Source organism: Janthinobacterium sp. GW822-FHT07H10, assembly GCF_058798675.1.
The window spans coordinates 18627-43312 of the sequence record NZ_JBXAKS010000008.1 but is presented as its reverse complement, the minus strand read 5'-3'; the positions used below and the strand labels follow the sequence as shown (position 1 = coordinate 43312).

Below are 24686 nucleotides of genomic sequence, written 5' to 3'. Positions count from 1 at the left end.
TCTGTGGTATCGATCCATGCGCATGGCCCGTTCCATGCGGGATACCGCCAGGAGTGCTTGTGAACCTCGATCCTCCCCTCAAATCCGGTTTGCCGGGTGCCGGCATGGATACGACCATGGTGAATGGCATGCGCCTGCTGTTGTCGAGCGCCACCTTGCTGACCCTCTTCGTCGATCCTGAAAGCGCCGGCAAGCTGACCCGCATCACCTGGCTGATCTTTTCCGCCTACACCATGCACAGCCTGCTGTTATACGTGCTGGCCGTGGCCGGCATCAGCTTGCCGCAAGACATATTGCTGTACTGGCTGGACGTGGCCTGGTATGCGCTGATCGTGTTTTCCACCAGCAGCCACAACAATCTATTCTTCCTGTTTTTCTTCTTTGCCATCCTGATTTCGTCGTTCCAGCGCGGTTTCGAGGAAGGCGCCCGCGTCACGCTCGCTTCGGCCGGCCTGTTCGCCGCCACGGCGCTGTTCGGCGAAACGGATGCGGAACTGTCGCGCTTGCTGTTGCGCACCACCTTCCTGCTGGCGCTCGGCTACATGATCGCCTACTGGGGCGGCTCGGCCATCACCCAGCGCGGCCACCTGGCCCTGCTGCGCGATGTCAGCCAGCTGTCCAATCCCCGCTTCGGCGTCGACCAGACCATCACCTCGGTGCTGGAAAAAACACGCAGCTACTTCAAGGCCCGCAGCTGCCTGCTGATCATGCAGGACAAGGGCACGCGGGTCTGGTCGCTGCGCAGCGTCATCCATACGGAGGCGGGCGTGATCCACACCAGCTCCCTGCTCAGCGACGACGCGGCCAGTCCCCTGCTCGCCTTCCCTCCCGACAAGATCGTGCTGTACAACCAGCCGCCGGGTCCATGGCTGCCCTGGCTGGGCGGCGCGCGCATGCTCAACATGGACAATGGGCGCTGGCCCCGGCATGACGATGCGGCCGGTGCCAGCCTGGCAGAACTGCTCGAAGCGCATGCCTTCATCAGCGCCCCGCTCCCCTTGCGTAACGGCAAAGGCCGGCTGTACATCGTCTCGGCGACCAGCCTGAGCAAGACTGACGCCCTGTTCCTCAGCCATATTGGCGCGCAAGCGTTTCCCGTGATTGAAAACATCGAGCTGCTGGACCGGCTCGCCTCGCAGGCGGCCTCGCGCGAGCGCGAAAAGATGGCGCGCGACTTGCACGACACGGCCATCCAGCCGTATATCGGCCTGCGCCACGGCCTGGCCGCCCTGCGCAATGAGGCCACCCCGGGCAACCCGCTGCTGCCCGAGCTGGACAAGCTGATCATCATGTCGGGCCAGGTGATCACCGACCTGCGCAGCTATGCGCGCACCTTCAAGAACGGCCAGGTGCAAAGCGAGCCGGAACTGCTGGTGGCCCTGCGGCGCCAGGCGACGCAGATCCGCGAATTCTACGGCATCGACATCGCCGTGCAGATCGAGGGCGACCTGCATATCAATGACCGGCTGGCGGCGGAAGTGTTCCAGATCGTCAACGAGGGCATGAGCAATATCCGCAAGCATACGTCGGCGCGGCACGGCGCCGTCAAGCTGACCTGCGTGCAGGGCGCCCTGCATATCAGCATAGACAACGAATGCGCGGCCGCGCATGTTCCCGATTTCCTGCCCGACTCGCTGGCCGAACGGGCCGCCGCCCTGGGCGGTGCGGCCCGCGTCACCCACAGCACGCTGGGCAACACCTCCGTACAGATCGAGATCCCCATATGAACTCCCTCCAGCACCAGCCAAGCAGCAGCGCGGCCATCCGCGTCCTGCTCGTCGATGACCACAAGACCATGCTGTGGGGCCTGGAACGGCTGATCGGCGGCGAACATTCGGGCATGCGCGTCATCGCCACGGCATCGGACAGCGGCGAAGCGCTGGCGCAGGCGGCGGCGCTGGAACCGGACGTCATCGTGCTGGACCTGGACCTGGGCGGCGTCAGCTCGCTGGCCATCCTGCCGGCGCTGGTGCAGCGGGGCAGCACGCGCATCCTCGTGCTGACGGCCAGCCACGACCAGGCCGTCCTGGACCAGGCCATCCTGAAGGGCGCGCGCGGCATCATCAGCAAGGACGCGCCGGCCGAGATGGTGCTGAAAGCCATCGAAAAGGTCTACCACGGCGAACTGTGGCTGGAACACGCGATGCTGGGCCGCATGCTGACACAGCTGACGCAACCGGGCGGCGGCTCGGCGCAGGCCGCCGCCGTGGCCAGCCTGACCTTAAAGGAAAGAAAAATCATCGCCGCCCTCGTGCACGGCAGCGGCACGCCCGCCAAGCTGCTGGCCGACCAGCTGTTCATTTCAGAGCATACGCTGCGCAACCACCTGACCTCGATCTACCGCAAACTGGGCGTGTACAACCGCCTGGAACTGTACGCCTACGCCACCAAGCACCAGCTGGGCGAACTGCCGTCGCGCGCCTGATGCCGTAAACCGGCCACGCGGCCACGCGGCCACCGCCTGCTCCAGCACGTCCCCTCCCGCCCCTCCCTGCCATCGCGCACGCATGGCCGCCGCCGTGCGCGCCGAACTCGAGCATGACAATTGTCCCGAAAAAACAGGCAAATCCTCCCGGTAGAAAAAGGAGGTTCTTCTGATGTAGATCAAGCTGCCCACTTCTATAGTGGAACTACCGAAGTGCAGATTACACGCCGCGGCCACCACGACACGGAGCACAGCATGCGCTTAGACAAGTTTCTTCCTGCTGCCCTGGTTACGTATTTGCAGAGCAAGCAAAGAGCGGCGTTCTACCGCTACGCCCTGGTGGCAGCACTGATGGCCGTCGTTTGCATCATCGGACTATTGGCACTGGGAGAAAGCCCGTAAGAGTTTCACCGTGACGCAGCCAAGCCATGCAGCAATACCGTTTCATCCACCGCAGTACTTCAACCACTACCAGGAGTTGTCATGAACCTCATCAAGAACTTTATCCGCGAAGAAGATGGCGTGACCGCAATCGAATACGGCCTGATCGCCGCCCTGATTGCCGTCGTGATCATTGCCGCCATCACCATCGTCGGCACGCAGCTGAAAAAGACCTTCAGCACCATCGGCACCAAGCTCACCACCGCCAATGGCTGATGCGGCATCGTCCGGGCTGGCATGGCGCCGGCCCGGACATCCTGACGCTCCCCCCAAGCACGCCAATCCAGAGCACGCATTGCGAGGTCCATCGTGAAATCTCTCCTCTCCCGTTTATCTGACGAGTCGGCAGTCACCGCGATCGAATACGCGCTGCTGGCCGGCCTGCTGGCGGCAGTGCTGGTGATCACCATCGGCCTGCTGGGCGACCAGGTCAGGCTGCTGTTTGTCTTCGTCAAGGACCAAGTGGTCCTGGCCCTGTCATGAACGCCCTGCGCGCCTCGCTGCGCACCCATCGCGCCCTGCTGCTGATCGTGCTGCTGTACGCCGCTGCCGCCGCCATGCTGGCCGGCGGCCTGCCCAGCGCCAGGGACGTCGTCAACGTGCTGGCCGGCTTTCTCGTCGCCACCCTCACCGGTCCCGTCTTCGTGCTGTGCGGCTACACCATTCATGTCATGGTGATGAAACGCCCCGAACGCCTGTGCCACTTCCTGTACCAGGACCTGCGCCGTTACCTGAGCAAGGAGCGCCTGCTGCATGCGCTGCCCGTGATGCTGCTCATCCCCCTGTTCGCCTCCAGCTTTACCGTCTTCAAGGCTGCCATCCCGCGCCTGCACCCCTATACCTGGGATACCACCCTGTCGGCCTGGGATATCGCCGTGCATGGAGGCAAGGCGCCGTGGGAACGGCTGCAGCCGCTGCTGGGCCATCCGCTGGTGACGGGCCTGCTCAACGTCAGCTACCATTTCTGGTTCTTCCTTTTCTATGCCGTCCTGTACTGGCTGATCCTCGATACCCGCCGGCCCGTGCTGCGCATGCAGTTCCTGCTCAGTTTTACGCTGACCTGGATCGCCCTGGGCAGCATCATGGCCATCGTGTTCGCCTCCGTCGGCCCCTGCTACTACGGCCACCTGCACGCCAGCGACCCCTATGCGCCCCTGATGGCCTACCTGCATGACGCCAACCAGCACGTGCCCATCTGGGCCCTGCAGGTGCAGGAAATGCTGTGGCAAGGTTATCAGAGCAAGGGCAGCAATAGCGAACTGGGTATTTCGGCCATGCCCAGCATGCACGTCGCCACCGCCGTCCTGATGGCCATGATGGGCTGGAAAGTCAGCCGCATCGCCGGCATCGCCCTCTCCGCCTTCGCCGTGCTGATCCTGCTCGGCTCCATCCACCTGGGCTGGCACTATGCGCTCGACGGTTATGCTGGTGCGGCAGGCGCGGCGCTGATGTGGCATGCGGTCGGCCGGGCACTGGGTGCCCGCGCCATGCGCTCCGGCATGCCGCTGGCCGGTGCGCCCTGCATCGCCAAGGGAGGGCTGACGTCATGAGCGCCCACCTGCCCATGCTGCTGTGCCTGGCCATGCTGGCCGGACTGCTGGCCATCGCGCTGTGGCACGACCTGCGCACGCGGCGCATCCCCAACCAGCTGGTCCTGTGGGGCACGCTCGCTGGCCTGGTCCTGAACAGCTTCGTGCCGTCCGGCGCCGGCCTGTTCGACGAACCGTTCGGCGGCCTGGGCCTGCTGCAGGCGCTGGCCGGCGCCGCGGCCGGCCTGGCGCTGCTGCTGCCCATGTACCTGCTGCGCGCCCTGGGCGCCGGCGACGTCAAGCTGATGGCCATGTGCGGCGCCTTCCTCGGTCCCGACGCGGTCCTGGAAGCGGCGCTGCTGACCTTCCTGGCCGGCGGCGTGCTGGCCCTGGCCGCGGCGCTGGCAGGCCAGCGCCTGCGCCTGGTGCTGAAGAACACCTACCACATGCTGCTGGGCGCGCTGCTGCACAGCCTGGCGGGCGGCCCCGCCACCATCGCCGAGCCACCGCCGGCCACCGGCAAGCTGGCCTACGCCTTCGCCATCGCCAGCGGCACCCTGCTGCAGCTGTTCCTGCACTACACGCACCTGTGGAGCCTGCGCTGACATGCGCTGCTCCGGCCACCCACCCACCACGGACACGATCATGCACACCCTCGCTCACTTCTTCGGCTCGCGGCGCGCCAGCCTGCTCACCGGCATCGCCATGGCCTGCCTGTGGGGCATGTTCGCCAGCGCCCACGTCTTCGCCTTCCTGCATGACGGCGACTGGAGCTATCTGCTGTTCTGCGCCGCCGAAACGCTGGCCGCCCTCTTCTTTCTCGTGCGCTCGGCCCCCGTCAGCGTCTCCACCGACGCGGGCGACTGGCTGCTGGCCATTGGCGCCACCTTTGCACCTTTTTTCTTCGCGCCGTCCGACATGACCATCTGGCCGGCGGCGCAATACCTGCTCGCCACCGGCAGCCTGCTGCAGATTGCCGGCCTGCTCTCGCTGAACCGCAGCTTCGGCCTGGTGGCAGCGCGGCGCGACATCAAGACGGGCGGCATGTACCGCGTGGTGCGCCACCCGGTCTATGCCAGCTATGTGCTCTCGTCGAGCGCCTACCTGCTGACCAATGCATCGCCCGCGAATGCCGTCGTGTACGCCGCGGCCATGCTGATGCTGGTGGCGCGCCTGCTGCGCGAAGAACGCTTCCTGGCAACCGACGTGCGCTACCGCGTCTACATGCGGCAAGTGAAATACCGGCTGCTGCCTTTCATCTTCTGACATCCGTACCGCGCCACACGAGGAGTACAGACCATGCCTGATACCTATCCAGAACGCAGCGACGGCGGCGGCATCGAGCCGGCCGCGAAGCGCGCGCCGCGCAGCGTCGCCGAGACGGGACTGCCCTTCGTTTTCCTCGTCGAGCTGCTGGTGAAGATCCTGTTCCTGCGCGGCCAGGTCACCTTGCCCGCACTGGCCAGCCACGTCAAACTGAACGCCAGCGTGCTCGAACCCCTGCTGACGTTCATGCGCGCCGAAAAGCTGTGCGAAGCGCGCCGCGACGGCAGCAGCGGCACCGACGCCGACCTGTCCTACCAGCTGGGCGACCAGGGGCGCCTGCGCGCCGCCGACTACCTGCGCCGCAATGCCTACAGCGGCCCGGCTCCCGTCAACCTGGCCGACTACAGCAACCAGGTGCTGGCGCAAAGCGTGGCGCACATGCATGTCACGCGCGACAACGTGATGCGCGAATTTCGCGAAGTGGTGGCCAGCACGGCGGTACTCGACCAGCTGGGCGCGGCCATGAATTCCGGACGGGCCCTGTTCTTTCATGGTCCCGCCGGCAGCGGCAAGAGCTACCTGGCCGAGCGCCTGAATGGACTGCTCAGCGGCACCGTCGCCCTGCCGCATGCGGTGATGGTCGATGGCGAAGTGCTGCCCTTCCTCGACCCCATGCTGCACACCATCTCCAGCACGGCTCCCATGCCGGCAGATCCGCGCTGGGTGCGCGCGCAGCGTCCCGCCGTGCTGACTGGCGGCGAACTGACGCTCGACATGCTGGACCTGCAATTCGATCCGGGCGCCCGCCTGTACCAGGCACCGCTGCACCTGAAGGCCAACAACGGCATCTTCATCATCGACGACCTGGGCCGCCAGCGCTGCTCGCCCGAGGAACTGATGAACCGCTGGATCGTGCCGATGGCGCGCCACATCGATTATCTGTCGCTGCATACGGGCTACAAATTCCCCGTGCCCTTCGACGTGATCGTCGTGTTTTCATCGAACCTGGCGCCGCGGCACCTGGCCGACGACTCCTTCCTGCGCCGCATCGGCTACAAGATCCACGTCGGCCCGCTGAGCGCCTACCACTACCTGGCCGTGTTCCGCAGCACCTGCGCGCAGCTGGGCATCAATTTCGACGAAGCCTCCTACGCCTGCCTGCTGCACCTGCACCAGCTGTACCAGCGGCCGCTGCTGGCCTGCTATCCGCGCGACATCCTGGCGCAGATCTGCGACAAGGCCCGCTATGAAGACTGCGCGGTGCAACTCGATCCCGAAGTGCTGCAGTGGGCATGGAATAACTATTTCGGCAGCGACGACAACCTTGCAAGCACACACACCGGATCCGCAACGGTCCAGCACAAAGGGGAAGCAAAATGAGAAACGCACGCGCTCTGACGATGATGGCCATTGCGGTCATCCTGGCGATCGCCGCGGTCATCGTGGCCGCGCGCTGGATCAATGCCCAAGCTTCGGGCAACATCAACAAGGTGGCGGTGGCCCAGGTCGACATCAGCCTGGGCGCGCGCCTCACGCCCGACATGGTGCGCATGGTGGACTGGCCGTCGAACGCGCTGCCGCCGGGCGCCATCAACGATCCGAAACTGCTGGAAACGCGCGTCACGCGCACGAGCATCCAGCACGGCGAACCGATCATGGAAGGCAAGCTGGCGCCTCCGGGCACGCAGGGCGGCCTGTCCGCCGTCGTCGCCGAAGGCAAGCGCGCCATGACCGTGCGCGTCAACGACGTGGTGGGCGTGGCCGGCTTCGCCCTGCCCGGCAACTTCGTCGACATCCTCGTCAACACACAGGGCGAGGGAGCGCGCAAGACGCCCGACCGCGACCCGAATATTTCCAAGATCGTGCTCGAACGCATCCTCGTGCTGGCCATCGCCCAGGAGTCGAACCGCGACGACACCAAGCCCAAGGTGGTCAACGCCGTGACCCTGGAACTGACGCCGGACCAGGCGGAAAAACTCGACCTGGCGCGCAGCGTGGGCACCCTGTCGCTGGTGCTGCGCAACCAGGTCGAGGACAAGCCCGTCAACACGGAAGGCGCGACCAAGAGCAGCCTGCTGGATGAAAAAGTCGCCGCCGCGGCCCCCGCCGCCATGGTGCAAAGCAAACCGGCGCCACGCCGCCGCGTACCAGCCGCGGCGCCGCAGCAGGGCACGCGCATCGATGTCATCAAGGGGCTGGACCGCAGCACCCAACAATTCTAAACGCACCAGAGGAGCCATGCCATGAGCACATATTGCACAGCAAGCGAAAGCCGGATACTCAGCCTGGCGCTTGCCCTCGCCATGATCGGCGCCCTGGCGCCCCAGGCCCGCGGCGAAACGGTCGCCGCCACCGCCGTTGCCGCCGAAGCGGCCACGCCCAGGACCAGCCGCGCCGCGGCACGCCCCAGGTCCACGCCGCCGCAAGGCGAGATGCGCGCCGGCCGCACGGAAATGGCGCCGCAGATGCACCTGGCCGAAGGCAAGTCCACCCTGATGCGCCTGCCGTTTGCCGCTTCCCGCATGTCCGTCGGCGACCCGCGCATCGCCGATGTCATCCTGCTCAACCCGACCGAGGTGTACCTGCTGGGGCGCTCCGTCGGCACCACCAACCTGATCCTGTGGAACAAGGCCAACGACGCCACCATCGTCGACCTGGCCGTCGGCATCGACAGCAGCAGCCTGCAGGCGCGCCTGGCCGAACTGCTGCCGAATGAAAAGGATATCCATGTCACCGTGGCCGGCGACACCCTGATCCTGTCCGGCGTCGTCAGCGACGTCGTCAAGGCCGACCAGGCCCTGTCGCTGGCGAACGCCTATGTGCAGCGCGGCGCGCGCAGCGGCGGCGCGGCGTCCGCCCCCGCCCCCGCTGCCGGGGCCGCCCCCGCCGCCGCTGCAACTCCGGCAGCGGGCGCCGGCGCCGACGCCAGCTCGCCACGCGTGATCAACCTGCTGTCGATCGCCGCGCCGCAGCAGGTGATGCTGGAAGTGAAGGTGGCCGAGGTGTCGAAGGTCCTGGTCGACCAGCTGGGCGCCAGCATCGGCCTGAATCGCCATATCGGCAGCTGGACCTACTCGCTGCTGTCCAACCTGCTCAGCAACAATCCCAGCGGCGTGGGCGGCTCGAATTCGAACAACTTCTTCAACCTCGATGCACAGAAGCGCGATGGCCTGATCAAGGTGCTGGCCGAGCCGACCATCATGGCCATCAGCGGCCAGGAAGCCAGCTTCCTGGCGGGCGGGAAAATCTTCATTCCCGTCAGCCAGACCAACAATGGCGGCGTGCCCACCATCACGCTGGAAGAGAAGGAATACGGCGTGGCCGTGAAATTCACCCCCACCGTGCTCGATGGCGGCCGCATCAACCTGAAGGTGGCGCCGGAAGTGTCCGACCTGAACAAGGACGGCATCGGCATCACCGCCACCGGCATCTCGACGACCGCCATCCTGCCCTCGTTCACGACGCGGCGCGCCACCACCACGGTGCAGCTGTTCGACGGCCAAAGCTTCGCCATCGGCGGCCTGATCAAGAACAATGTGACCAGCAATATCAAGGCCGTGCCAGGCCTGGGCGAAGTGCCCGTGCTGGGCGCGCTGTTCCGCAGCACGGACTTCCAGACGGACCGCTCGGAACTCGTGTTCATCGTCACGCCGCACCTGGTCAAGCCGCTGCCGGCCGACTACAAGCTGCCCACCGATCCCTACGTGCAGCCGACGCGCGGCGACATGTTCTTGCAAGGAAAAATGGAAGGCACGGCACCCGCCCCGGTGGCACCGGCGCAGCCGCAAGCCACCGCGCCCCAACCCGCCGCCAGCGGTTTCGACCTCAAATAGGAGCACACCATGAACACCGCACATTGCCTGTCCTGCGCCGCCCTGCTCTGCCTGCTGTCCGGCTGCGCCGCCACCACCACGCCCGTCCTCGACAGCCACTTCGGCGAATCGGTGACCCTGCTCAAGTCGCAGCAGGTCCTGTATCCCGATGCCTACCGGAATACCAACCCCGTCAGCGGCATCGACGGCAAGGCCGGCGTCAGCGCCTATCAGCGCTACCAGAAATCGTTCGCCGCGCCGGAACCGCAGCCGAACGTCTTCACCATCGGCGTCGGCGCCCGCTAGTCGGCGCCCGCTAGCCGGCGCCACACCCGAGGCCACCAGGAGAAGCACATGAAAACAGCATACCGCAGGCACGACAGGGAACAGGGTGCGATCGCCATCGTGCTCGGACTGACCCTGGTGATCCTGTTTGCCATGGGCGGCCTGGTGCTGGACCTGGGCCACCTGTACATCGCCAAGGCGGAACTGCAAAATGGCGCCGACAGCGCGGCCCTGGGCGGCGCCGTGGAACTCAATGAAAGCGCGGCAGGCATCGACAATGCGCAGTCCCAGGCCATCGCCCTGGCGCTGAAAAACCGCTACGACTTTTCCACGTCGCTGGTCATCACCGCCGCCAACATCAGTTTCGGCCCCGGACCGGACGGTCCCTGGTTGCCCGCCGCCAGCGCCCGCACCAACCCGCAAGGCCAGACCTTCATTCGCGTCGACACGGGCAGCAAGACCTTCGCCACCTATCTGATGGGCATTGCCGGCATCGCCAGCACCAGCACCTCGGGCGTGGCGGTGGCGGGCCGCTTCGTCAACGACGTCACGCCGATCGGCGTGTGCGCCGTCGATCCCGCCAACAAGACGGCGCAATACACGTATCCGGCGGCGCCCGCCGGCAGCGGCCTGACGGAGTTGCTGGAATTCGGCTTCCGCCGCGGCGTCACCTACAATCTGTTCGGGCTCAATCCGCTGGGCGGCTCATCCGACCCTTACCTGATCAATCCTGTCGACGCCCCGCCCGGCGCCTGCGACGCCTCGCACTCGAGCGCCAACTCGACGGCCCCCTTCATGTGCACGGGCAGCAGCGCCGTCGTCAGCAGCGGCAGCGGCAAGGTCTACACCAATACGGGCCTGAGCGCCACCAAGCTCGCCACCGCCCTCAATTCGCGCTTCGACGTGTACGGCGGCGCGTCCGTATGCGATCCGGTGACGGCGCCACCCGACGTCAACATCAAGGAATATCCGTGCAAGGGCAGCTCGCCCTGCGTCGCCAGCGCCGCCAACTCGCCGCCCACCAACTGGATGGAGCCGGGCGCCAGCAACCTGCCCAGCGTACAGTCGGTGGCGCTGAATGCCGCGAAAAAACCCAATTACCAGCTGCCCTCCGCCGGCCCGGTGCCGGCGCCTTCGGCCACATTCGCCCAGTTCGCCGGCTACGGCGTGCTGTGGTCCTACGGTCCGGCCTACCAGGCCAACGGCGCCACCCCGGCCAAGGCCGGCACGCCCTACACGGTGCAGAACGCCAACGCCAACCCCATGTACAGCACGGCCAAGGCGAATTACTTCGACACCGGCACCTACCCGGCCAGCGCCGATGCATCGTTCCCCGTCGGGACACCGCCATCGCCCTACAACCAGAGCAGCGGCCCCACGTTTCAGGCCCCCTCGGCCAGCCATCCCGGACAGCGCAACCGCCGCATCCTGAACGTGGTGCTGGTCGATTGCCGCACCGCGCCCGTAGGCCCGGCATCGTGCGGCGCCATGGACGCGGTGGGCATCGGCAAATTCTTCATGACGACGAAGGCCGATTTCAGCGGCGGCGCGCGCCTCGACGTCGAGTTCGCGGGCTTGATCGAACCCGTGCCCAATTCCGAAATCAAGCTTTACAAGTGAGGCGGCCATGCGTACCCACTCCTGCTCTTCCAGCCAGCGCGGCGGCGCCGCCGTCGAGTTCGGCATCGTGCTGGCCCTGCTGGTCACCCTGCTGGCCGGCATCTTCGGCTTCGGCCGCGCCTTCTGGTACTACGACGCGCTGACCAAGGCCACGCGCGATGCGGCCCGCACGATGTCCGTCAATGCCAAGGCCAGCATCGCCTCGCAGGGCGTGCCGGCCGCCAGGCAAACGGTGGTCGATGCGGCCACCAGCGCCGGCATCGACAACTTCAGCAGCGCCAACGTGAGCGTAAGCTGCCTCGACAAGAACCTGAACGACAGCAGCTGCACCGATGGCACGGCGCCGGGCGCGATCCGCGTCGAAATCGTCAACTACACGCTGTCGGTGGGCCAGTACCTGCCGTTCGTGATCGGCTCGGCCACCAGCTACAGCACGCCGCTCGCGCCCCGCACCACCATGCGCTACATGCTGTAAGGAGAACGCCATGCGCCCGCCCCTCTCATCGCCAGTGCCGGCCCGCGGACAGCGCGGCGCCGCCGCCGTCGAATTCGCCCTGGTGGCGCTGCTGTTTTTCACCCTGCTGTTCGGCGTACTGGAATTCGGCCGCCTGCTGTACCTGTACAACACGGTGCAGGAAGTGAGCCGCCGCGCGGCGCGCGAGGCGGTCGTGCGCTGGATCGACCAGGCCGATGCCGTCAAGACGCTGGCCCTGTTCGGCGGCACGGCCCTGCCGGCCGCGCCCGAAGTCACGGCCGCCAACATCAGCATCCGCTACCTGAACAAGGCCGGCACCGAAGTGACCGTGCCGCCGCTCGACCCGGGCGACAACCTGTCGGCCTGCGGCGACAACACGCGCACGGCCAGCTGCATCGACAGCGTGCGCGTCTCGATCGACAACGTGACCTATACGCCGATGGTCAGCCTGTTCGGTTTTCTCAATATCGCCTTGCCCTCGTCGGTCGTGGTCATGCATGCCGAAAGCCTGGGTTTCCAGATCAACTGAACGCCATTACCGGGAGCACCACGTGAATATCGTCATCGTCTCGAAGAATGAAGCCCAGCTCAAACGGCTGACGCGCTTGCTGCGCGAACGCAGCGCGGCCGACCGCGTGTCGCTGCTGGCGAGCACGCCGGAGATGTTCGACAACGGCGCCACGCCCCACCTGCTGCTGCTGGAACAGGAGCATCTGGGCGAAGAGGAGCTGGACCTGCTGGAGCGGCTGGGCAGCCGCTACCCGAACCTGGCCATCATCGTCCAATGTCCGCTGCAAAATCCGCAGTTCCTGCTGCGCGCCATGCGCGCCGGCGTGCGCGAGGTGCTGCCGCCCGACGACGACGCGGCGCTCGGCGCGGCGCTGCGCCGCATCGAGGACAAACTGCAGAAACAGGTGACGCGCAAGGGCCAGGTGCTGGCCTTCGTCTCGTGCAAGGGCGGCAGCGGCGCCACCTTCATCGCCGCCAACCTCGGTTATGCGCTGGCGGCCGGCGAACAGCGCAAGGTCGCGCTACTCGACCTGAACCTGCAATTCGGCGACGCCGCCCTGTTCGTCTCGGATCACAAGCCCGCCACCACGCTGTCGCAGCTGGCGCAGCAGATCGTGCGCCTCGACGCCTCACTGCTGACGGCCAGCATGATCCAGATCACGCCCACCTACAGCGTGCTGGCCGCCGCCGACGACCCCGCCCATGCGGCCGACATCGAGGCCGACCACATCGACCGCCTGCTGACCCTGGCGCGCAGCCAGTACGATTACATCGTGCTCGACGTGGGACGCGGCCTCGATGCCGTCAGCGTGCGCGCGCTGGACCGGGCCGACCTGATCTTTCCCGTGCTGCAAGCCACCTTGCCCTATGTCCGCGACGGCAAGCGCCTGCTCGACGTATTCCGCGGCCTCGGCTACCGCGACGACAAGGTGCGCCTGATCCTGAACCGCTATGCCAGCAGCGACAACATCCGCGTGGCCGACCTCGAGGCGGCGTACGGCAAGCACGTCTACAAGTCCATTCCCAACCATTACGAGGCGGTGGCGGCGTCGGTCAGCCAGGGCGTGCCCATCCTCAAGCTGGCATCGCACAATCCCGTCTCGCGCGCCTTGCAGGAACTGGCCGCCAGCCTGGCCGGCGAGACCCCGCCAGCGGCGCCAGGCTGGGTTGCACGCCTGCTGGCGCGCGCCTGATCCCCCATTCACAGGAGACCGACCATGACTGCCGAAAAACTCACCCTGCGGGACCGCCTGGGCTATGCCCAGGATGACGCCAGCTCGAACGACGGCGCCGCGCACCAGGGCGTATCGAACCAGAGCTACCAGCAATTGAAGCACCGCACCCACCAGGCGCTGCTCGACCGGGTCGACCTGGAAGGCATGCAGCGCCTGTCGCGCGAGCAGATACGCGAAGAGCTGAAGATCCTCGTCAGCGACGTGCTCACGGAAGACAATGTGGTGATCAACGAACTGGAACGCCGCTCGCTGATCCGCGACATCCAGGATGAAGTGCTGGGCTTCGGCCCGCTCGAGCCGCTGCTGGCCGATCCCAGCGTGTCCGACATCCTCGTCAACACCTACCGCCAGGTGTACGTCGAGCGCCATGGCCGCCTCGAGCTGAGCGACATCTGCTTCACCGACGATGCGCACCTGATGAAGATCATCGACAAGATCGTCTCGCGCGTGGGCCGGCGCATCGACGAATCGAGTCCCATGGTCGATGCGCGCCTGCCCGACGGTTCGCGCGTCAACGCCATCATCCCGCCGCTGGCCATCGACGGTCCCGTGATGTCGATCCGGCGCTTCTCCGCGCAGCCGCTGCGCCTGGCCGACCTGATGCTGAAGCACAGCCTGACCGAGGAAATGAGCACCACCCTGCAGGCGCTGGGCAAGGCCAAGGTCAACATCCTGATCTCGGGCGGCACGGGCAGCGGCAAGACCACCATGCTCAACGCGATTTCCGGCTTCATCAGCACGGCCGAGCGCGTCGTTACCATCGAGGATGCGGCCGAACTGCAGATGCAGCAGCCGCACGTGGTGCGCCTGGAAACGCGGCCGCCGAACATCGAGGGCAAGGGAGAAGTGACGCAACGGGCCCTGGTGCGCAACGCGCTGCGCATGCGCCCCGACCGCATCATCCTGGGCGAGGTGCGCGGCGCCGAGGCGCTCGACATGCTGCAGGCGATGAACACGGGCCATGAAGGCTCGATGGCCACCATCCACGCGAATACCCCGCGCGACGCGCTGACGCGGCTCGAGAACATGATCAGCATGGCCTCCGCGTCGCTGCCCGTGAAAGCCATGCGCCAGCAAATCAGTTCGGCCATCAGCGTCGTGGTGCAGGTGGCGCGCCTGACGGACGGCAAGCGCAAGATCATCTCGATCCAGGAAATCACCGGCATGGAAGGCGAGATGATCACCATGCAGGAAATCTTCACCTTCCGCCAGACGGGCATCGGCGAGGATGGCAGCGTGCAGGGCCATTTCCATGCCAGCGGCGTGCGCCCGCGTTTCCTGGAACGCCTGCGCGCCTTCGGCATCAGCCTGCCCGAAACCCTGTTCGATCCCGCCCGCCAGTACCATTAAGGGGAGCATCATGGACTATCTCTACTATGTATTCGCGATCCTCACCTTCATCGCCGTGGTGCTGCTGATCGAAGGCCTGTACCTGGCGTGGAATGCCTCGCGCGGTCCGGAAGCGGAAAGGGTGGCGCGCCGCCTGCGCATCATGTCGGCCGGCGCGCACGGAGAGACGGGCAGTTCGATGATCAGGAAACGCCTGCTGAGCGAAACGCCGGCCCTGCAGCGCCTGCTGCTCAGCGTGCCGCGCGTGCATGCGCTCGACCGCCTGCTGGAACAGTCGGGCCTGACCTGGAGCGTGGCCGGCTTCGCCGGCATGATGCTGGCGGTGGGCACGGCAGCGCTGCTGCTGTTCAGTTACTTCAGCGTGCCGTGGGCGCTGCGCTTGCCCCTGGTGGCCGTCGCGGCCCTGCTGCCGCTGCTGCTGGTCCTGCGCGCCAAGGCCAAACGCCTGCAGCGCATCGAGCAGCAATTGCCCGATGCGCTAGACCTGATGGCGCGCGCCCTGCGCGCCGGCCACGCCTTCCCCACCGCCCTGAAAATGGTCGGCGACGAAATGAACGCGCCGCTGGCCACCGAATTTCGCGCCACCTTCGATGAAGTCAATTTCGGCATCGCCATGCAGGACGCCCTGATGAACCTGGCCACGCGCGTGCCCAGCACCGACTTGCGCTATTTCGTGATCGCCGTGCTGATCCAGCGCGAGACGGGCGGCAACCTGTCGGAACTGCTCGACAGCATCAGCCGCATCATCCGCGAACGCATCAAGCTGCTGGGGCAGGTGCGCGTGCTGTCGGCCGAAGGCAAGCTGTCGGCCTGGATCCTGTCGCTGCTGCCGTTCGGCGCGGCGGCCATGATTCAGCTGACCAATCCGCAGTTCCTGGAAATGCTGTTTGTCGATCCGGGCGGCCGCAAGATGCTGGTCGGCGCCCTGCTGCTGATGGTCTGTGGCGTCTTTGTCATGCGCAACATCATCCGCATCCGCGTCTGAGCCGCAAGGAGAACCGCCATGAATCCCGTCCATATCGCCTTCCTCGCCCTGCTCTTCATCGCCGTCTTCGGCACGGCGCTGGTCGCCCTGCGCAGCTTCTCGCCGGATCCGCTGCGCCAGCGCCTCGACAAGGCCGCCGGCAAGAGCGCCGCGCAAGCGGGTGCGCCCGCGCCCAATCCCTGGCTGGCGCGCATGGTGCGCCTGAGCGGACCGCTGGCCAAGCTGTCGATTCCCGACCAGGGCTGGGAAAATTCCGTGATGCGCCGGCGCTTCATGAACGCCGGCCTGCGCCAGGCATCGACGCCCATCCTGTTCTTTTCCGCCAAGACCATGCTGGCCATCGGCCTGCCGCTGCTGCTGTTCCTGTTCCTGAGCGCATCGGGCCACCAGATGGCCGGCAAGGCCATCCTGTTCTGGCTGCTGACGGTGGCAGCCTTCGGCTACTACCTGCCCAACTTCGTGCTGCAGCAGATGATCAAGCGGCGCCAGCGCGAAATCTTCGAAAGCTTTCCCGATGCCCTCGACCTGATGACGGTCTGCGTGGAAGCGGGGCTGGCCATGGATGCGGCCCTGGCCAGGGTGGCTGCGGAAATCGCCCTGAAAAGCCGCGTGCTGGCCGAGGAATTGCACCTGGTGATGCTCGAGCTGCGCGCCGGCAATACCAAGGAGCGGGCCTTGCGCAACCTGGCCCTGCGCACGGGGGTCGAGGATGTCGATGCGCTGGTGGCCATGCTGATCCAGGCCGAGCGCTTCGGCACCAGCATCGCCGCCTCGCTGCGCGTGCAGTCCGACCAGCTGCGCACCAAGCGCCGCCAGCGCGCCGAGGAAGAGGCGGCGAAGATCGCCCTCAAGCTGCTGTTCCCCCTGATCTTTTTCATCTTCCCTTCGCTGCTGGTCGTCCTGATGGGGCCAGCCTTCCTGCAAATCTACCGCGTGCTCCTGCCCAGCATGAGCGGCGGCAGCTGACCGGAGAACCGCCATGTCCCAGCACACCACCCTGATGTTCATGTTCGCCTGCGCCGGCCTGCTGCCCGCCTGCGCCAGCCTGCCCGATACGGCCAGCCAGGCCAGCCACGGCGCGCCGCCGCAGGCGCGCGTCGACGACAGCCCCGCCACGCGGGCCAGCGCCTACTGCAAGCTGGGCAAGCGCATGCAGGAACTGGGCGACCCGCGCGCGGCGCTGGCCGCCTATGGCGAAGCCCTGCTGCTGGCGCCCGCCTCCGCCGACGCGCGCAACGGCGCCGCCGTGCTGCACGCGCAGCTGGGCGAACTGGACACGGCGCGCGCCATGCTGCAGGCGCTGGCGCTGGAGACGCCCACGGCCAGGACCTACAACAACCTCGGCTACGTGCTGTACCTGCAGGAAGATTACGCCCAGGCGGCGGGCGTGCTGCGCCAGTCGCTGCAGCTCGATAACGGCCAGCAGCCGGCGCGCGCCAACCTGGACCTGGCCATCGCGGCGCTGGCGCGCAGCGTGGCCACGGTCGATACCGCCACGGACGTCCAGCCCGACCTGGCACCGACGCCGCCGCTGGTCGCGGCCGCGCCGCCGACGCGCTTGCAGCTGACCCAGTTGCAGCCGAATGTCTTTGCGCTGAGCTGGCGCGACGCGCCCGTGGCGGCGCCAGCCGTGTTTGCGGCCTTGCCCGCTCCGGCTAGGCAGAAGCAGGCGGCGCCGCTGCCGCGGCTGGAAGTGATCAATGGTCATGGCGAAACGGGGCTGGCGGCGCGCATGCGCGGCATGCTGGGCGGCATGGGCATCGGCGTGCTGCGGCTGGGCAACCAGCGGCCGTATGGCGTGCAGGCCAGCAGCATCGTCTACCGGCCCGGCCATGCCGAGGCGGCGGCCACCCTGGCCAGGGCGCTGGGCGGCATGCCGCAGTTGCAGGCCGCCAGCGACGGCGGCATCGGCACGGGCGCCGACCTGCGTCTATTGCTGGGCAAGGATGCGCTCGTCAGCCTGCCCGCACCGGCCGTCCTGCTGGCGTCGAACACGGCGCCGTGACGACGGCTCAGCGCGGCAGCAGGCGGCGGTCGGCGGGGTCGAGCAGGAAGCCTTGCAGGATATCCTGCAGCTGCGGCAGCTTTGCCACGTAGGCGGGGATGCCCAGCTGGCGCGCGCCGAAATAGTGGGCGATGATGTCGCCCTGCTGTTCCATGTTGAAGTCGGACAGGATGCCGCCGGCCTGCGCATCGTAGCGGTAGGCGCGCTGCCGGATGTAGCCGCCGCAAAGCGCCAGCAGCACGCCATGCAGCAGCACGCCGTAGCCGAGCTGGTACTGCCACACGTGCACCATTTCGTGGATGAAGAACAGCTTGCCGCCGTTGCCCTCGCGCGAAAAATCGTCGCGGTACTGGGCCGGCATGAAGTGCAGGCTGCCGCGCGGCGTCATCGCCGTGTTCTGGTCTTGCAGGCCAAACGGTAAAAAGGAGCCGCGCACGACGCGCACGCGCGCGTAGTCGATGGCGTCGCGAAAGACGCTGCGGGCCATGGCGGTTTCGCCGATGGTCAGGGGGCGGCGCAAGACGCGCATGAGAAGAGAAAAAGAAAGCGCGGCAGGCATGCAAGCCTGCCGCGCCGGTACCGATTAGACCGAGCGCAGGCCGCTGGCTGCCTTGGCGATTTCCGTGATGCGGTCCCAGTTGCCGGCCGCGATCGCGTCTTTCGGCGTCAGCCACGAACCGCCCACGCAGGCGACGTTCTTCAAGGCCAGGAACTGCGACGCCGTCTCTTGCGAGATGCCGCCCGTCGGGCAGAACGTCACGTCCGGCAGCGGGCCGTAGATGGCGTTGAGCATGCCGATGCCGCCGGCCGGCACGGCCGGGAACAGCTTCAGTTGCTGGAAGCCGTTTTCACGCGCCGCCATCACTTCACCCGGCGTCATCACGCCCGGCAGCAATGGCAGGCCGCTGCTTTTCGCCGCCGCCACCAGGGCCGACGTCAGGCCTGGCGAGACGCCGAAGACGGCGCCCGCATCGCGCGCCTGGACGAATTCCTCGGGACGGGTCAGCGTACCCACGCCGACGATGGCGCCCGGCACGGCCGACATGGCGCGGATCGCTTCCAGGCCGTGTTTCGTGCGCAGGGTCACTTCCAGCACGCGGATGCCGCCCGCCACCAGCGCGCGCGCCAGCGGTACGGCGTGGTCAGGGTCGTCGATCGCGATCACGGGGATCACGCTCGAGGTGCGCATAATTTCCAGTAGTGTCATGGTCATCTCTTATTTCCTAGCCAAAAAGTCTTCATCGGAACCCGGTACGGTATCGCCGACATTGTCGGCGTCGTGCAAGGCGACGGTGGTGGGAATCGGCGACGGCAGGCCGAAGGTGGTGGCACCTTCTTCCGCCGCGCTGACGGTGGAACGGAACATGGAAAACAGCTCGCGGCCCATGCCGATGTGGTTCGGCGACAGGTCGGCCTGCACCAGCGAACGGGCGTGCCAGACGTCGGCCGGCACCAGCGCTTCGAGTACGCCGGTGAACGCATCGAGGCGGATGATGTCGCCGTCGCGCACCAGGCCCAGCGGGCCGCCGGCGAGGATTTCAGGCGACACGTGGATGGCGGCCGGCACCTTGCCCGACGCGCCCGACATGCGGCCATCGGTGACCAGCGCCACGTGGCGGCCCGCATCCTGCAGGTTGGCCAGCGCCGGGGTCAGCGCATGCAGTTCCGGCATGCCGTTGGCGCGCGGGCCCTGGAAGCGCAGCACGGCGACGAAATCGCGGTCCAGCGATCCCGCCTTGTAGGCGGCCATGAAATCTTCCTGCGAATTGAACACCAGCGCCGGCGCTTCCACCGTGCGGTGCTGCGGCTTGACGGCCGAGACCTTCATCACGGCGCGGCCCAGGTTGCCCGCGACCAGGACCATGCCGCCGTCCGGCGCGAACGGGTTCGATGCCGGGCGCAGCACGTTGTCGTCGGCGCTGGTGGCCGGCGCATCTTTCCAGAAGACCTTGCCGTCTTCGCCGAGGAATGGCTCCATGCAGTGCGCGCGCAGGCCCTTGCCCAGAATGGTCGTGACGTCTTCGTGCAGCAGGCCCGCGTCCAGCAGTTCGCGGATCAGATAACCGGTGCCGCCGGCCGCGTGGAAATGGTTCACGTCGGCGTCGCCGTTCGGGTAGATGCGCGTGAGCATCGGCACGATGGCCGACAGTTCGTTGAAATCGTTCCAGTCGATGACGATGCCGGCCGCCTTGGCGATGGCCACCAGGTGCAGCGTGTGGTTGGTCGAACCGCCCGTGGCCAGCAAGCCGACGACGGCGTTGACGATACATTTCTCGTCAACAATATGGCCGACTGGCAAGTAGTTGGCGCTTTGCGCCGTGATGCCGGCGGCGCGCTGGGCGGCGGCCGTCGTCAGCGCATCGCGCAGCGGTGTGTTCGGCGTGATGAAGGCGGCGCCCGGCAAGTGCAGGCCCATCACTTCCATCAGCATCTGGTTGCTGTTGGCGGTACCGTAGAAGGTACAGGTGCCGGCGCCATGGTAGGCTTTCGATTCGCCTTCGAGCAAGTCTTCGCGCGTGGCCTTGCCTTGCGCGTACAGCTGGCGCACCTTGGCTTTTTCCTGGTTCGACAGGCCCGACGTCATCGGACCGGCCGGCACGAAGACGGCCGGCAAGTGGCCGAAGTGCAGCGCGCCGATCAACAGGCCCGGCACGATCTTGTCGCACACGCCCAGGTACAGGGCCGAGTCGAACATATTGTGCGACAGCGCCACGGCCGTCGACATGGCGATGGTGTCGCGCGAGAACAGCGACAGTTCCATGCCCGGCTGGCCTTGCGTCACGCCATCGCACATGGCGGGCACGCCGCCGGCGAACTGGGCGACGGCGCCCACTTCGCGCACGGCTTGCTTGATGATCTGCGGAAAGCCTTCGAACGGCTGGTGCGCCGACAGCATGTCGTTGTACGAGGACACGATGGCCACGGAGGGCTTCTTGTATTCCTTCAGCGACAGCTTGTCATTGGCGGGAAACGCGGCAAAGCCGTGCGCCAGGTTGGTGCACGACAGGGCACCGCGCTGCACGCCCTGGATGCGGGCCGCATCCAGATGCGCCAGGTAGGCGCCGCGCGATGGCCGGCTGCGCGCGATGATGCGCGCTGTTACGGATTCGACTACTGGATGCAGCGCCATATGGATTTCCTTAAAAATGAGTATTTCGTGAAATTTTACTACAAAATGCTGGCGCAGAAGCACCGTTGCAGGGGCCGGCGACAGAAATAATCCATTTACTGGCGACTTTTCAAGGCAAAACAACAGAATGCCGCATGCCATCGCTTCGCCCCTATCTAGCGACGGCGTGGATAAAGGGCGGACAAAACGCGAAAAATGCGGTTCGCCCATACAAACTGTAGTGAAATTACGTTTTTCTGATGTATTATTCTCACATCAACGCCGGCACGTCCATTCGCCACGACGAACGCGCCGCGCTCCCTTCAACCGAGACAAGCACCGAAGCCGACCGCCATGCGCCAGCCAGCATCCATTCCCGCCATCACCGCCACCGCCAGTTTCCAGTCCCTGCAAGCGCATAGCGCCAGCCTGCGCGACGTGCATCTGCGCCAGCTGTTCGCGGCCGATCCCGCACGTTTCCCGACGATGACGGTCGATGCGGCCGGCCTGCTGCTCGATTACTCGAAGAACCGGGTCGACGCCGCCACCATGGCGCTGCTGATGGACCTGGCCCGCGAACGCGGCGTGGAAGCGCAGCGCGAAGCGATGTTTACGGGCGAGAAAATCAATCTTACCGAACATCGGGCCGTTCTGCATACGGCCTTGCGCGCGCCGCGCGGCACCGCCCTGGTGGTGGATGGCCAGGATATCGATGCCGACGTGCAAGATGTGCTGCAGCGCGTGAAGGCGTTTACGGACAAGGTGCGCAATGGCAGCTGGCTCGGCTACACGGGCAAACCGATCTGCGACATCGTCAACATCGGCATCGGCGGCTCGGACCTGGGCCCGAAAATGGCTTGCCTGGCGCTGCGTTCCTACGCCAACCCGGGCCTGGAAATGCATTTCGTCTCCAACGTCGACGGCCACGACATGGAAGCGACCCTGTCGAAAGTCGATCCGGAAACGACCTTGTTCATCGTCGCCTCGAAAACCTTTGTTACCGCTGAAACCATGCTCAACGCCAACACGGCGCGCGCCTGGTTTTTGCTCGAAGGCGAGGAAAAGGACCTGGCGCAACATTTCGTGGCCGTTTCGACGAACACGCAAGCCATCGTCGACTTCGGCATTTCGCCTGACAACATGTTCCCGTTCTGGGACTGGGTCGGCGGCCGCTATTCCGTCTGGTCCTCGATCGGCCTGGCCGTGGCCCTGTCCGTCGGCTTCGAATACTTCAGCGACTTCCTCGCCGGCGCGCATGCGATGGACCAGCATTTCCGCCAGGCGCCGCTGGAAGACAACATGCCCGTCGTGCTGGCCATGGTGGGCTTCTGGAACCGCCAGTTCCTCGATTGCGGCTCCGTCTCGATCGCGCCGTACCACCAGGACCTGAGCCGCTTTGCCGCCTATCTGCAACAGCTGGACATGGAAAGCAACGGCAAGCGCGTCACCAAGGATGGCCAGCCTGTCGGCGTGCCGACGGGGCCCGTGATCTGGGGCGACTGCGGCACGAATGCGCAGCATGCCTACTTCCAGTTGCTGCACCAGGGCACCGACATCACGCCCATCGACTTCATTGCCGCGCTGCGCGCCACGCATGACTTGCCGGGCCACCACGACGCCCTGCTGGCCAACTGCTTCGCCCAGTCGGAAGCCTTCATGACGGGCAAGACGGGCGATGAAGTGCGTCTGGATTTGCAGGCGCAAGGTTTGCCGGACAGCGAGATCGAAGCACTGGTGCCGCACAAGACCTTCCCAGGCAACCGCCCCAGCAACACCATTTTGATGGACCAGCTGACCCCGACCACCCTGGGCGCCCTGATCGCACTGTACGAACACAAGACCTTCGTGCAGGGCGTCTTGTGGAACGTCAACAGTTTCGACCAGTGGGGCGTGGAACTGGGCAAGGTGCTGGCGAAGAAAATCCAGGCCGAACTGACGGGTGAGGCCCGTCCCGACCATCACGACAGCTCGACCAATGGCTTGATCGCCTTGGCCAAGGCCGCAAAAGCCGCATACTAATTAATAACGCATAAGCAAGCCTGCTGCGCGTCGGCATAGGCAACCTGCGATGCGCACCGTGCTCAGGCACAGCTGCGCTTCTCGGCCGCCCCTCCCTTCCGCTCGCGACGGTTTTGTTAAGCGCTCCCCACATTAAGAATAAATGAATATTTACGAAATCAAGGTAGTGAGCGACACAGCCATGCAAGTGGGCGAATGCCCGCTGTGGCATGGCAAGGAAGCGGCCCTGTACTGGGTCGACATCGATGGACGCGCCGTGCACCGGCTGCACCCGGCCAGCGGCAAGCATGAGCAGTGGAGCATGCCGACGGAACCGTCGGCGCTGGCCATCAATGCCGGCGGCGGCCTGATCGTCGCCCTGCGCAGCGGCTTTGCCCACCTTGACACGAAGACGGGCAGCCTGGTGCACATCGCGCCGGCACCGTTCGACATGAGCACCACGCGCTTCAACGATGGCAAGGTCGACCCGGCCGGACGCTTCTGGGTCGGCACCATTTTCGAGCCGCGCAGCGCTGACGCGGCGGAAATGTTCGTGCTGGAAAAGGGAGAGGTACGCAAAGTCTGGTCGGGCGGCATGACGGTATCGAACGGCCTGGGCTTTTCCCCGGACAAGCGCACCATGTACCACTCGGACACCACCACGCACCGCATCGACCGCTTCGATTTCGACGCGGCCACGGGCGCCATTTCCGCGCCACAGCCATTCCAGCGCTTCTCCACCGATAAAAAGGCGGCGGACTACGGCGGACGCCCGGACGGCGCGGCCGTCGACAGCGAAGGCAATTACTGGTCGGCCATGTTTGAAGGCGGCAAAATCCTGCGCTTCGCGCCCGATGGCCACCTGCTCGGTGAAATCGCCGTGCCCATGCGCTGCCCCACCATGGTCACATTTGGCGGCCCCGACCTGCGCACCCTGTACATCACCAGCGCCAGCCACAACAGATCAAACGCCGAGATCGCCGCCTACCCGCTGACGGGCCACGTGCTGTCCGTGCGCGTGGATGTGGCGGGCCAGCCGGAAACGCCGTACCAGGCCTGAGCGTACCGGGAGCAGACCCGCAATGGCGCCACCCCGCAGGCTTGTGCTGTCATCCCCGGGGATCTGCCCCCAGCCTTGTTATCGTTTCACGCATAAAAAAAGCGCCGGCACCCGCGAGGGTCCGGCGCTTTTCATGTCAACGCGTAGGTCGGATTAGCGGGGCAACGCCCCGCGTAATCCGACAGCGGTGTCGGCCATGAGCATACCGGTGCCGGCCCAGCCGGTGTCGGATTACGCGCAGTTTCGCTGCGCTAATCCGACCTACCGCTGACCCCAGCGCCTCGATCGCTTCACGCATAAAAAAAGCGCCGGCACCCGCGAGGATCCGGCGCTTTTTCATGTCAACGCGTAGGCCGGATTAGCGGGGCTACGCCCTGCGTAATCCGACAGCGGTGTCGGCCATGAGCATCCCGGTGCCAGCCCTGCCGGTGTCGGATTACGCGCAGCTTCGCTGCGCTAATCCGACCTACCACTGACCCCAACGCTTCGATCGTTTCACACATAAAAAAAGCGCCGGCACCCGCGAGGGTCCGGCGCTTTTTCATGTCAACGCGTAGGTCGGATTAGCGGGGCTACGTTAC

General features: G+C 66.0%; 25 protein-coding genes. 22 read left to right on the top strand and 3 right to left on the bottom strand.

All coding sequences use genetic code 11. The features are described from left to right. The first annotated feature begins 59 nt into the window (after nucleotides 1-59). The 20 genes from AC1RDJ_RS18415 to AC1RDJ_RS18320 all read left to right on the top strand — a co-directional run bounded on the left by AC1RDJ_RS18415 (nucleotide 60) and on the right by AC1RDJ_RS18320 (nucleotide 17938). A complete protein-coding gene (locus tag AC1RDJ_RS18415; protein ID WP_493028332.1) occupies nucleotides 60-1727 on the top strand; it encodes a sensor histidine kinase in 1668 nt (555 codons plus the stop codon). Further along, on the top strand, nucleotides 1724-2425 hold the full coding sequence (locus tag AC1RDJ_RS18410) for a response regulator (RefSeq protein ID WP_071322447.1): 702 nt from the start codon (nucleotides 1724-1726) through the stop codon (nucleotides 2423-2425). The genes AC1RDJ_RS18415 and AC1RDJ_RS18410 overlap by 4 nt, the downstream gene beginning before the upstream one ends. A 255-nt stretch (nucleotides 2426-2680) precedes the next feature. Then, nucleotides 2681-2827, top strand: coding sequence for a hypothetical protein (locus AC1RDJ_RS18405; protein ID WP_156894692.1), 147 nt, complete (start codon nucleotides 2681-2683; stop codon nucleotides 2825-2827). Nucleotides 2828-2908: 81 nt separating this feature from the next. Beyond that, a complete protein-coding gene (locus AC1RDJ_RS18400) occupies nucleotides 2909-3082 on the top strand; it encodes a Flp family type IVb pilin (RefSeq protein ID WP_071322445.1) in 174 nt (57 codons plus the stop codon). Nucleotides 3083-3175: 93 nt separating this feature from the next. Then, a complete protein-coding gene (locus AC1RDJ_RS18395; RefSeq protein ID WP_232251052.1) occupies nucleotides 3176-3349 on the top strand; it encodes a Flp family type IVb pilin in 174 nt (57 codons plus the stop codon). After that, nucleotides 3346-4416 carry a phosphatase PAP2 family protein gene (locus AC1RDJ_RS18390; RefSeq protein WP_493028331.1) on the top strand — a complete coding sequence of 357 codons (1071 nt, stop codon included), beginning with the start codon at nucleotides 3346-3348 and terminating at the stop codon, nucleotides 4414-4416. The genes AC1RDJ_RS18395 and AC1RDJ_RS18390 overlap by 4 nt, the downstream gene beginning before the upstream one ends. Then, nucleotides 4413-5000, top strand: a complete 588-nt coding sequence (locus tag AC1RDJ_RS18385; protein WP_083411651.1) for a prepilin peptidase — start codon at nucleotides 4413-4415, stop codon at nucleotides 4998-5000. The genes AC1RDJ_RS18390 and AC1RDJ_RS18385 overlap by 4 nt, the downstream gene beginning before the upstream one ends. A gap of 40 nt (nucleotides 5001-5040) precedes the next feature. Next, the gene (locus AC1RDJ_RS18380) at nucleotides 5041-5661 is read left to right on the top strand and encodes a methyltransferase family protein (RefSeq protein ID WP_071326260.1); all 621 of its coding nucleotides are present in this window, start codon (nucleotides 5041-5043) and stop codon (nucleotides 5659-5661) included. A gap of 33 nt (nucleotides 5662-5694) precedes the next feature. Then, complete coding sequence (locus AC1RDJ_RS18375; RefSeq protein WP_493028330.1) at nucleotides 5695-7041, top strand: DUF8689 domain-containing protein; 1347 nt, start codon at nucleotides 5695-5697, stop codon at nucleotides 7039-7041. Beyond that, nucleotides 7038-7883 (top strand): Flp pilus assembly protein CpaB, encoded by an 846-nt coding sequence (gene cpaB, locus AC1RDJ_RS18370; RefSeq protein ID WP_071322442.1) that lies wholly within the window; start codon nucleotides 7038-7040, stop codon nucleotides 7881-7883. Before AC1RDJ_RS18375 ends, cpaB begins: the two co-directional genes overlap by 4 nt. A gap of 21 nt (nucleotides 7884-7904) precedes the next feature. Continuing rightward, nucleotides 7905-9494 carry a type II and III secretion system protein family protein gene (locus AC1RDJ_RS18365; RefSeq protein ID WP_071322441.1) on the top strand — a complete coding sequence of 530 codons (1590 nt, stop codon included), beginning with the start codon at nucleotides 7905-7907 and terminating at the stop codon, nucleotides 9492-9494. A 9-nt stretch (nucleotides 9495-9503) separates the two neighbouring features. Then, nucleotides 9504-9779 (top strand): hypothetical protein, encoded by a 276-nt coding sequence (locus tag AC1RDJ_RS18360; RefSeq protein ID WP_071322440.1) that lies wholly within the window; start codon nucleotides 9504-9506, stop codon nucleotides 9777-9779. Nucleotides 9780-9827: 48 nt separating this feature from the next. Beyond that, nucleotides 9828-11378, top strand: coding sequence for a pilus assembly protein TadG-related protein (locus AC1RDJ_RS18355; RefSeq protein WP_071322439.1), 1551 nt, complete (start codon nucleotides 9828-9830; stop codon nucleotides 11376-11378). Between the two features lie 7 nt (nucleotides 11379-11385). Further along, nucleotides 11386-11853 carry a TadE/TadG family type IV pilus assembly protein gene (locus AC1RDJ_RS18350; protein WP_071322438.1) on the top strand — a complete coding sequence of 156 codons (468 nt, stop codon included), beginning with the start codon at nucleotides 11386-11388 and terminating at the stop codon, nucleotides 11851-11853. A 10-nt stretch (nucleotides 11854-11863) separates the two neighbouring features. Next, nucleotides 11864-12382, top strand: a complete 519-nt coding sequence (locus AC1RDJ_RS18345; RefSeq protein ID WP_071322437.1) for a TadE/TadG family type IV pilus assembly protein — start codon at nucleotides 11864-11866, stop codon at nucleotides 12380-12382. 22 nt (nucleotides 12383-12404) lie between these two features. Then, nucleotides 12405-13556 carry a CpaE/TadZ family protein gene (locus AC1RDJ_RS18340; RefSeq protein WP_493028329.1) on the top strand — a complete coding sequence of 384 codons (1152 nt, stop codon included), beginning with the start codon at nucleotides 12405-12407 and terminating at the stop codon, nucleotides 13554-13556. Between the two features lie 24 nt (nucleotides 13557-13580). Further along, nucleotides 13581-14948, top strand: a complete 1368-nt coding sequence (locus AC1RDJ_RS18335; protein ID WP_071322435.1) for a TadA family conjugal transfer-associated ATPase — start codon at nucleotides 13581-13583, stop codon at nucleotides 14946-14948. A gap of 10 nt (nucleotides 14949-14958) precedes the next feature. Next, nucleotides 14959-15933 carry a type II secretion system F family protein gene (locus AC1RDJ_RS18330; protein ID WP_493028328.1) on the top strand — a complete coding sequence of 325 codons (975 nt, stop codon included), beginning with the start codon at nucleotides 14959-14961 and terminating at the stop codon, nucleotides 15931-15933. Between the two features lie 18 nt (nucleotides 15934-15951). Further along, a complete protein-coding gene (locus AC1RDJ_RS18325; RefSeq protein ID WP_071322433.1) occupies nucleotides 15952-16899 on the top strand; it encodes a type II secretion system F family protein in 948 nt (315 codons plus the stop codon). A gap of 13 nt (nucleotides 16900-16912) precedes the next feature. Beyond that, nucleotides 16913-17938: a LytR C-terminal domain-containing protein gene (locus AC1RDJ_RS18320; protein WP_493028327.1), complete on the top strand. Its 1026-nt coding sequence runs from the start codon at nucleotides 16913-16915 to the stop codon at nucleotides 17936-17938. Between the two features lie 7 nt (nucleotides 17939-17945). Here AC1RDJ_RS18320 and AC1RDJ_RS18315 read toward each other — a convergent pair whose 3' ends face one another. From AC1RDJ_RS18315 to edd, 3 genes are all read right to left on the bottom strand, one after another. Further along, nucleotides 17946-18458: a Rhs element Vgr protein gene (locus AC1RDJ_RS18315; RefSeq protein ID WP_493028326.1), complete on the bottom strand. Its 513-nt coding sequence runs from the start codon at nucleotides 18456-18458 to the stop codon at nucleotides 17946-17948. A 63-nt stretch (nucleotides 18459-18521) separates the two neighbouring features. Next, a complete protein-coding gene (gene eda, locus AC1RDJ_RS18310) occupies nucleotides 18522-19151 on the bottom strand; it encodes a bifunctional 4-hydroxy-2-oxoglutarate aldolase/2-dehydro-3-deoxy-phosphogluconate aldolase (RefSeq protein ID WP_289885343.1) in 630 nt (209 codons plus the stop codon). Nucleotides 19152-19154: 3 nt separating this feature from the next. Then, entirely contained in the window at nucleotides 19155-21068 is a 1914-nt protein-coding gene (edd, locus tag AC1RDJ_RS18305; protein ID WP_071322429.1) for a phosphogluconate dehydratase, read from the bottom strand. Between the two features lie 333 nt (nucleotides 21069-21401). Here edd and pgi point away from each other — a divergent pair, with 333 nt between their 5' ends. Beyond that, nucleotides 21402-23066, top strand: a complete 1665-nt coding sequence (pgi, locus tag AC1RDJ_RS18300) for a glucose-6-phosphate isomerase (RefSeq protein WP_493028325.1) — start codon at nucleotides 21402-21404, stop codon at nucleotides 23064-23066. A gap of 142 nt (nucleotides 23067-23208) precedes the next feature. Further along, nucleotides 23209-24105: an SMP-30/gluconolactonase/LRE family protein gene (locus tag AC1RDJ_RS18295; protein ID WP_493028324.1), complete on the top strand. Its 897-nt coding sequence runs from the start codon at nucleotides 23209-23211 to the stop codon at nucleotides 24103-24105. The last annotated feature ends 581 nt before the right edge of the window (nucleotides 24106-24686 follow it).

Excerpts from the sequence above, each read along its gene's own strand:
- AC1RDJ_RS18410 (WP_071322447.1), top strand. The coding sequence starts at position 1,724 with ATGAACTCCCTCCAGCACCAGCCAAGCAGCAGCGCGGCCATCCGCGTC.
- AC1RDJ_RS18405 (WP_156894692.1), top strand. The coding sequence starts at position 2,681 with ATGCGCTTAGACAAGTTTCTTCCTGCTGCCCTGGTTACGTATTTGCAG.
- AC1RDJ_RS18400 (WP_071322445.1), top strand. The coding sequence starts at position 2,909 with ATGAACCTCATCAAGAACTTTATCCGCGAAGAAGATGGCGTGACCGCA.
- AC1RDJ_RS18390 (WP_493028331.1), top strand. The coding sequence starts at position 3,346 with ATGAACGCCCTGCGCGCCTCGCTGCGCACCCATCGCGCCCTGCTGCTG.
- AC1RDJ_RS18385 (WP_083411651.1), top strand. The coding sequence starts at position 4,413 with ATGAGCGCCCACCTGCCCATGCTGCTGTGCCTGGCCATGCTGGCCGGA.
- AC1RDJ_RS18380 (WP_071326260.1), top strand. The coding sequence starts at position 5,041 with ATGCACACCCTCGCTCACTTCTTCGGCTCGCGGCGCGCCAGCCTGCTC.
- AC1RDJ_RS18375 (WP_493028330.1), top strand. The coding sequence starts at position 5,695 with ATGCCTGATACCTATCCAGAACGCAGCGACGGCGGCGGCATCGAGCCG.
- cpaB (WP_071322442.1), top strand. The coding sequence starts at position 7,038 with ATGAGAAACGCACGCGCTCTGACGATGATGGCCATTGCGGTCATCCTG.
- AC1RDJ_RS18365 (WP_071322441.1), top strand. The coding sequence starts at position 7,905 with ATGAGCACATATTGCACAGCAAGCGAAAGCCGGATACTCAGCCTGGCG.
- AC1RDJ_RS18360 (WP_071322440.1), top strand. The coding sequence starts at position 9,504 with ATGAACACCGCACATTGCCTGTCCTGCGCCGCCCTGCTCTGCCTGCTG.
- AC1RDJ_RS18355 (WP_071322439.1), top strand. The coding sequence starts at position 9,828 with ATGAAAACAGCATACCGCAGGCACGACAGGGAACAGGGTGCGATCGCC.
- AC1RDJ_RS18350 (WP_071322438.1), top strand. The coding sequence starts at position 11,386 with ATGCGTACCCACTCCTGCTCTTCCAGCCAGCGCGGCGGCGCCGCCGTC.
- AC1RDJ_RS18345 (WP_071322437.1), top strand. The coding sequence starts at position 11,864 with ATGCGCCCGCCCCTCTCATCGCCAGTGCCGGCCCGCGGACAGCGCGGC.
- AC1RDJ_RS18335 (WP_071322435.1), top strand. The coding sequence starts at position 13,581 with ATGACTGCCGAAAAACTCACCCTGCGGGACCGCCTGGGCTATGCCCAG.
- AC1RDJ_RS18330 (WP_493028328.1), top strand. The coding sequence starts at position 14,959 with ATGGACTATCTCTACTATGTATTCGCGATCCTCACCTTCATCGCCGTG.
- AC1RDJ_RS18325 (WP_071322433.1), top strand. The coding sequence starts at position 15,952 with ATGAATCCCGTCCATATCGCCTTCCTCGCCCTGCTCTTCATCGCCGTC.
- AC1RDJ_RS18320 (WP_493028327.1), top strand. The coding sequence starts at position 16,913 with ATGTCCCAGCACACCACCCTGATGTTCATGTTCGCCTGCGCCGGCCTG.
- eda (WP_289885343.1), bottom strand. The coding sequence starts at position 19,151 with ATGACCATGACACTACTGGAAATTATGCGCACCTCGAGCGTGATCCCC.
- edd (WP_071322429.1), bottom strand. The coding sequence starts at position 21,068 with ATGGCGCTGCATCCAGTAGTCGAATCCGTAACAGCGCGCATCATCGCG.
- pgi (WP_493028325.1), top strand. The coding sequence starts at position 21,402 with ATGCGCCAGCCAGCATCCATTCCCGCCATCACCGCCACCGCCAGTTTC.
- AC1RDJ_RS18295 (WP_493028324.1), top strand. The coding sequence starts at position 23,209 with ATGAATATTTACGAAATCAAGGTAGTGAGCGACACAGCCATGCAAGTG.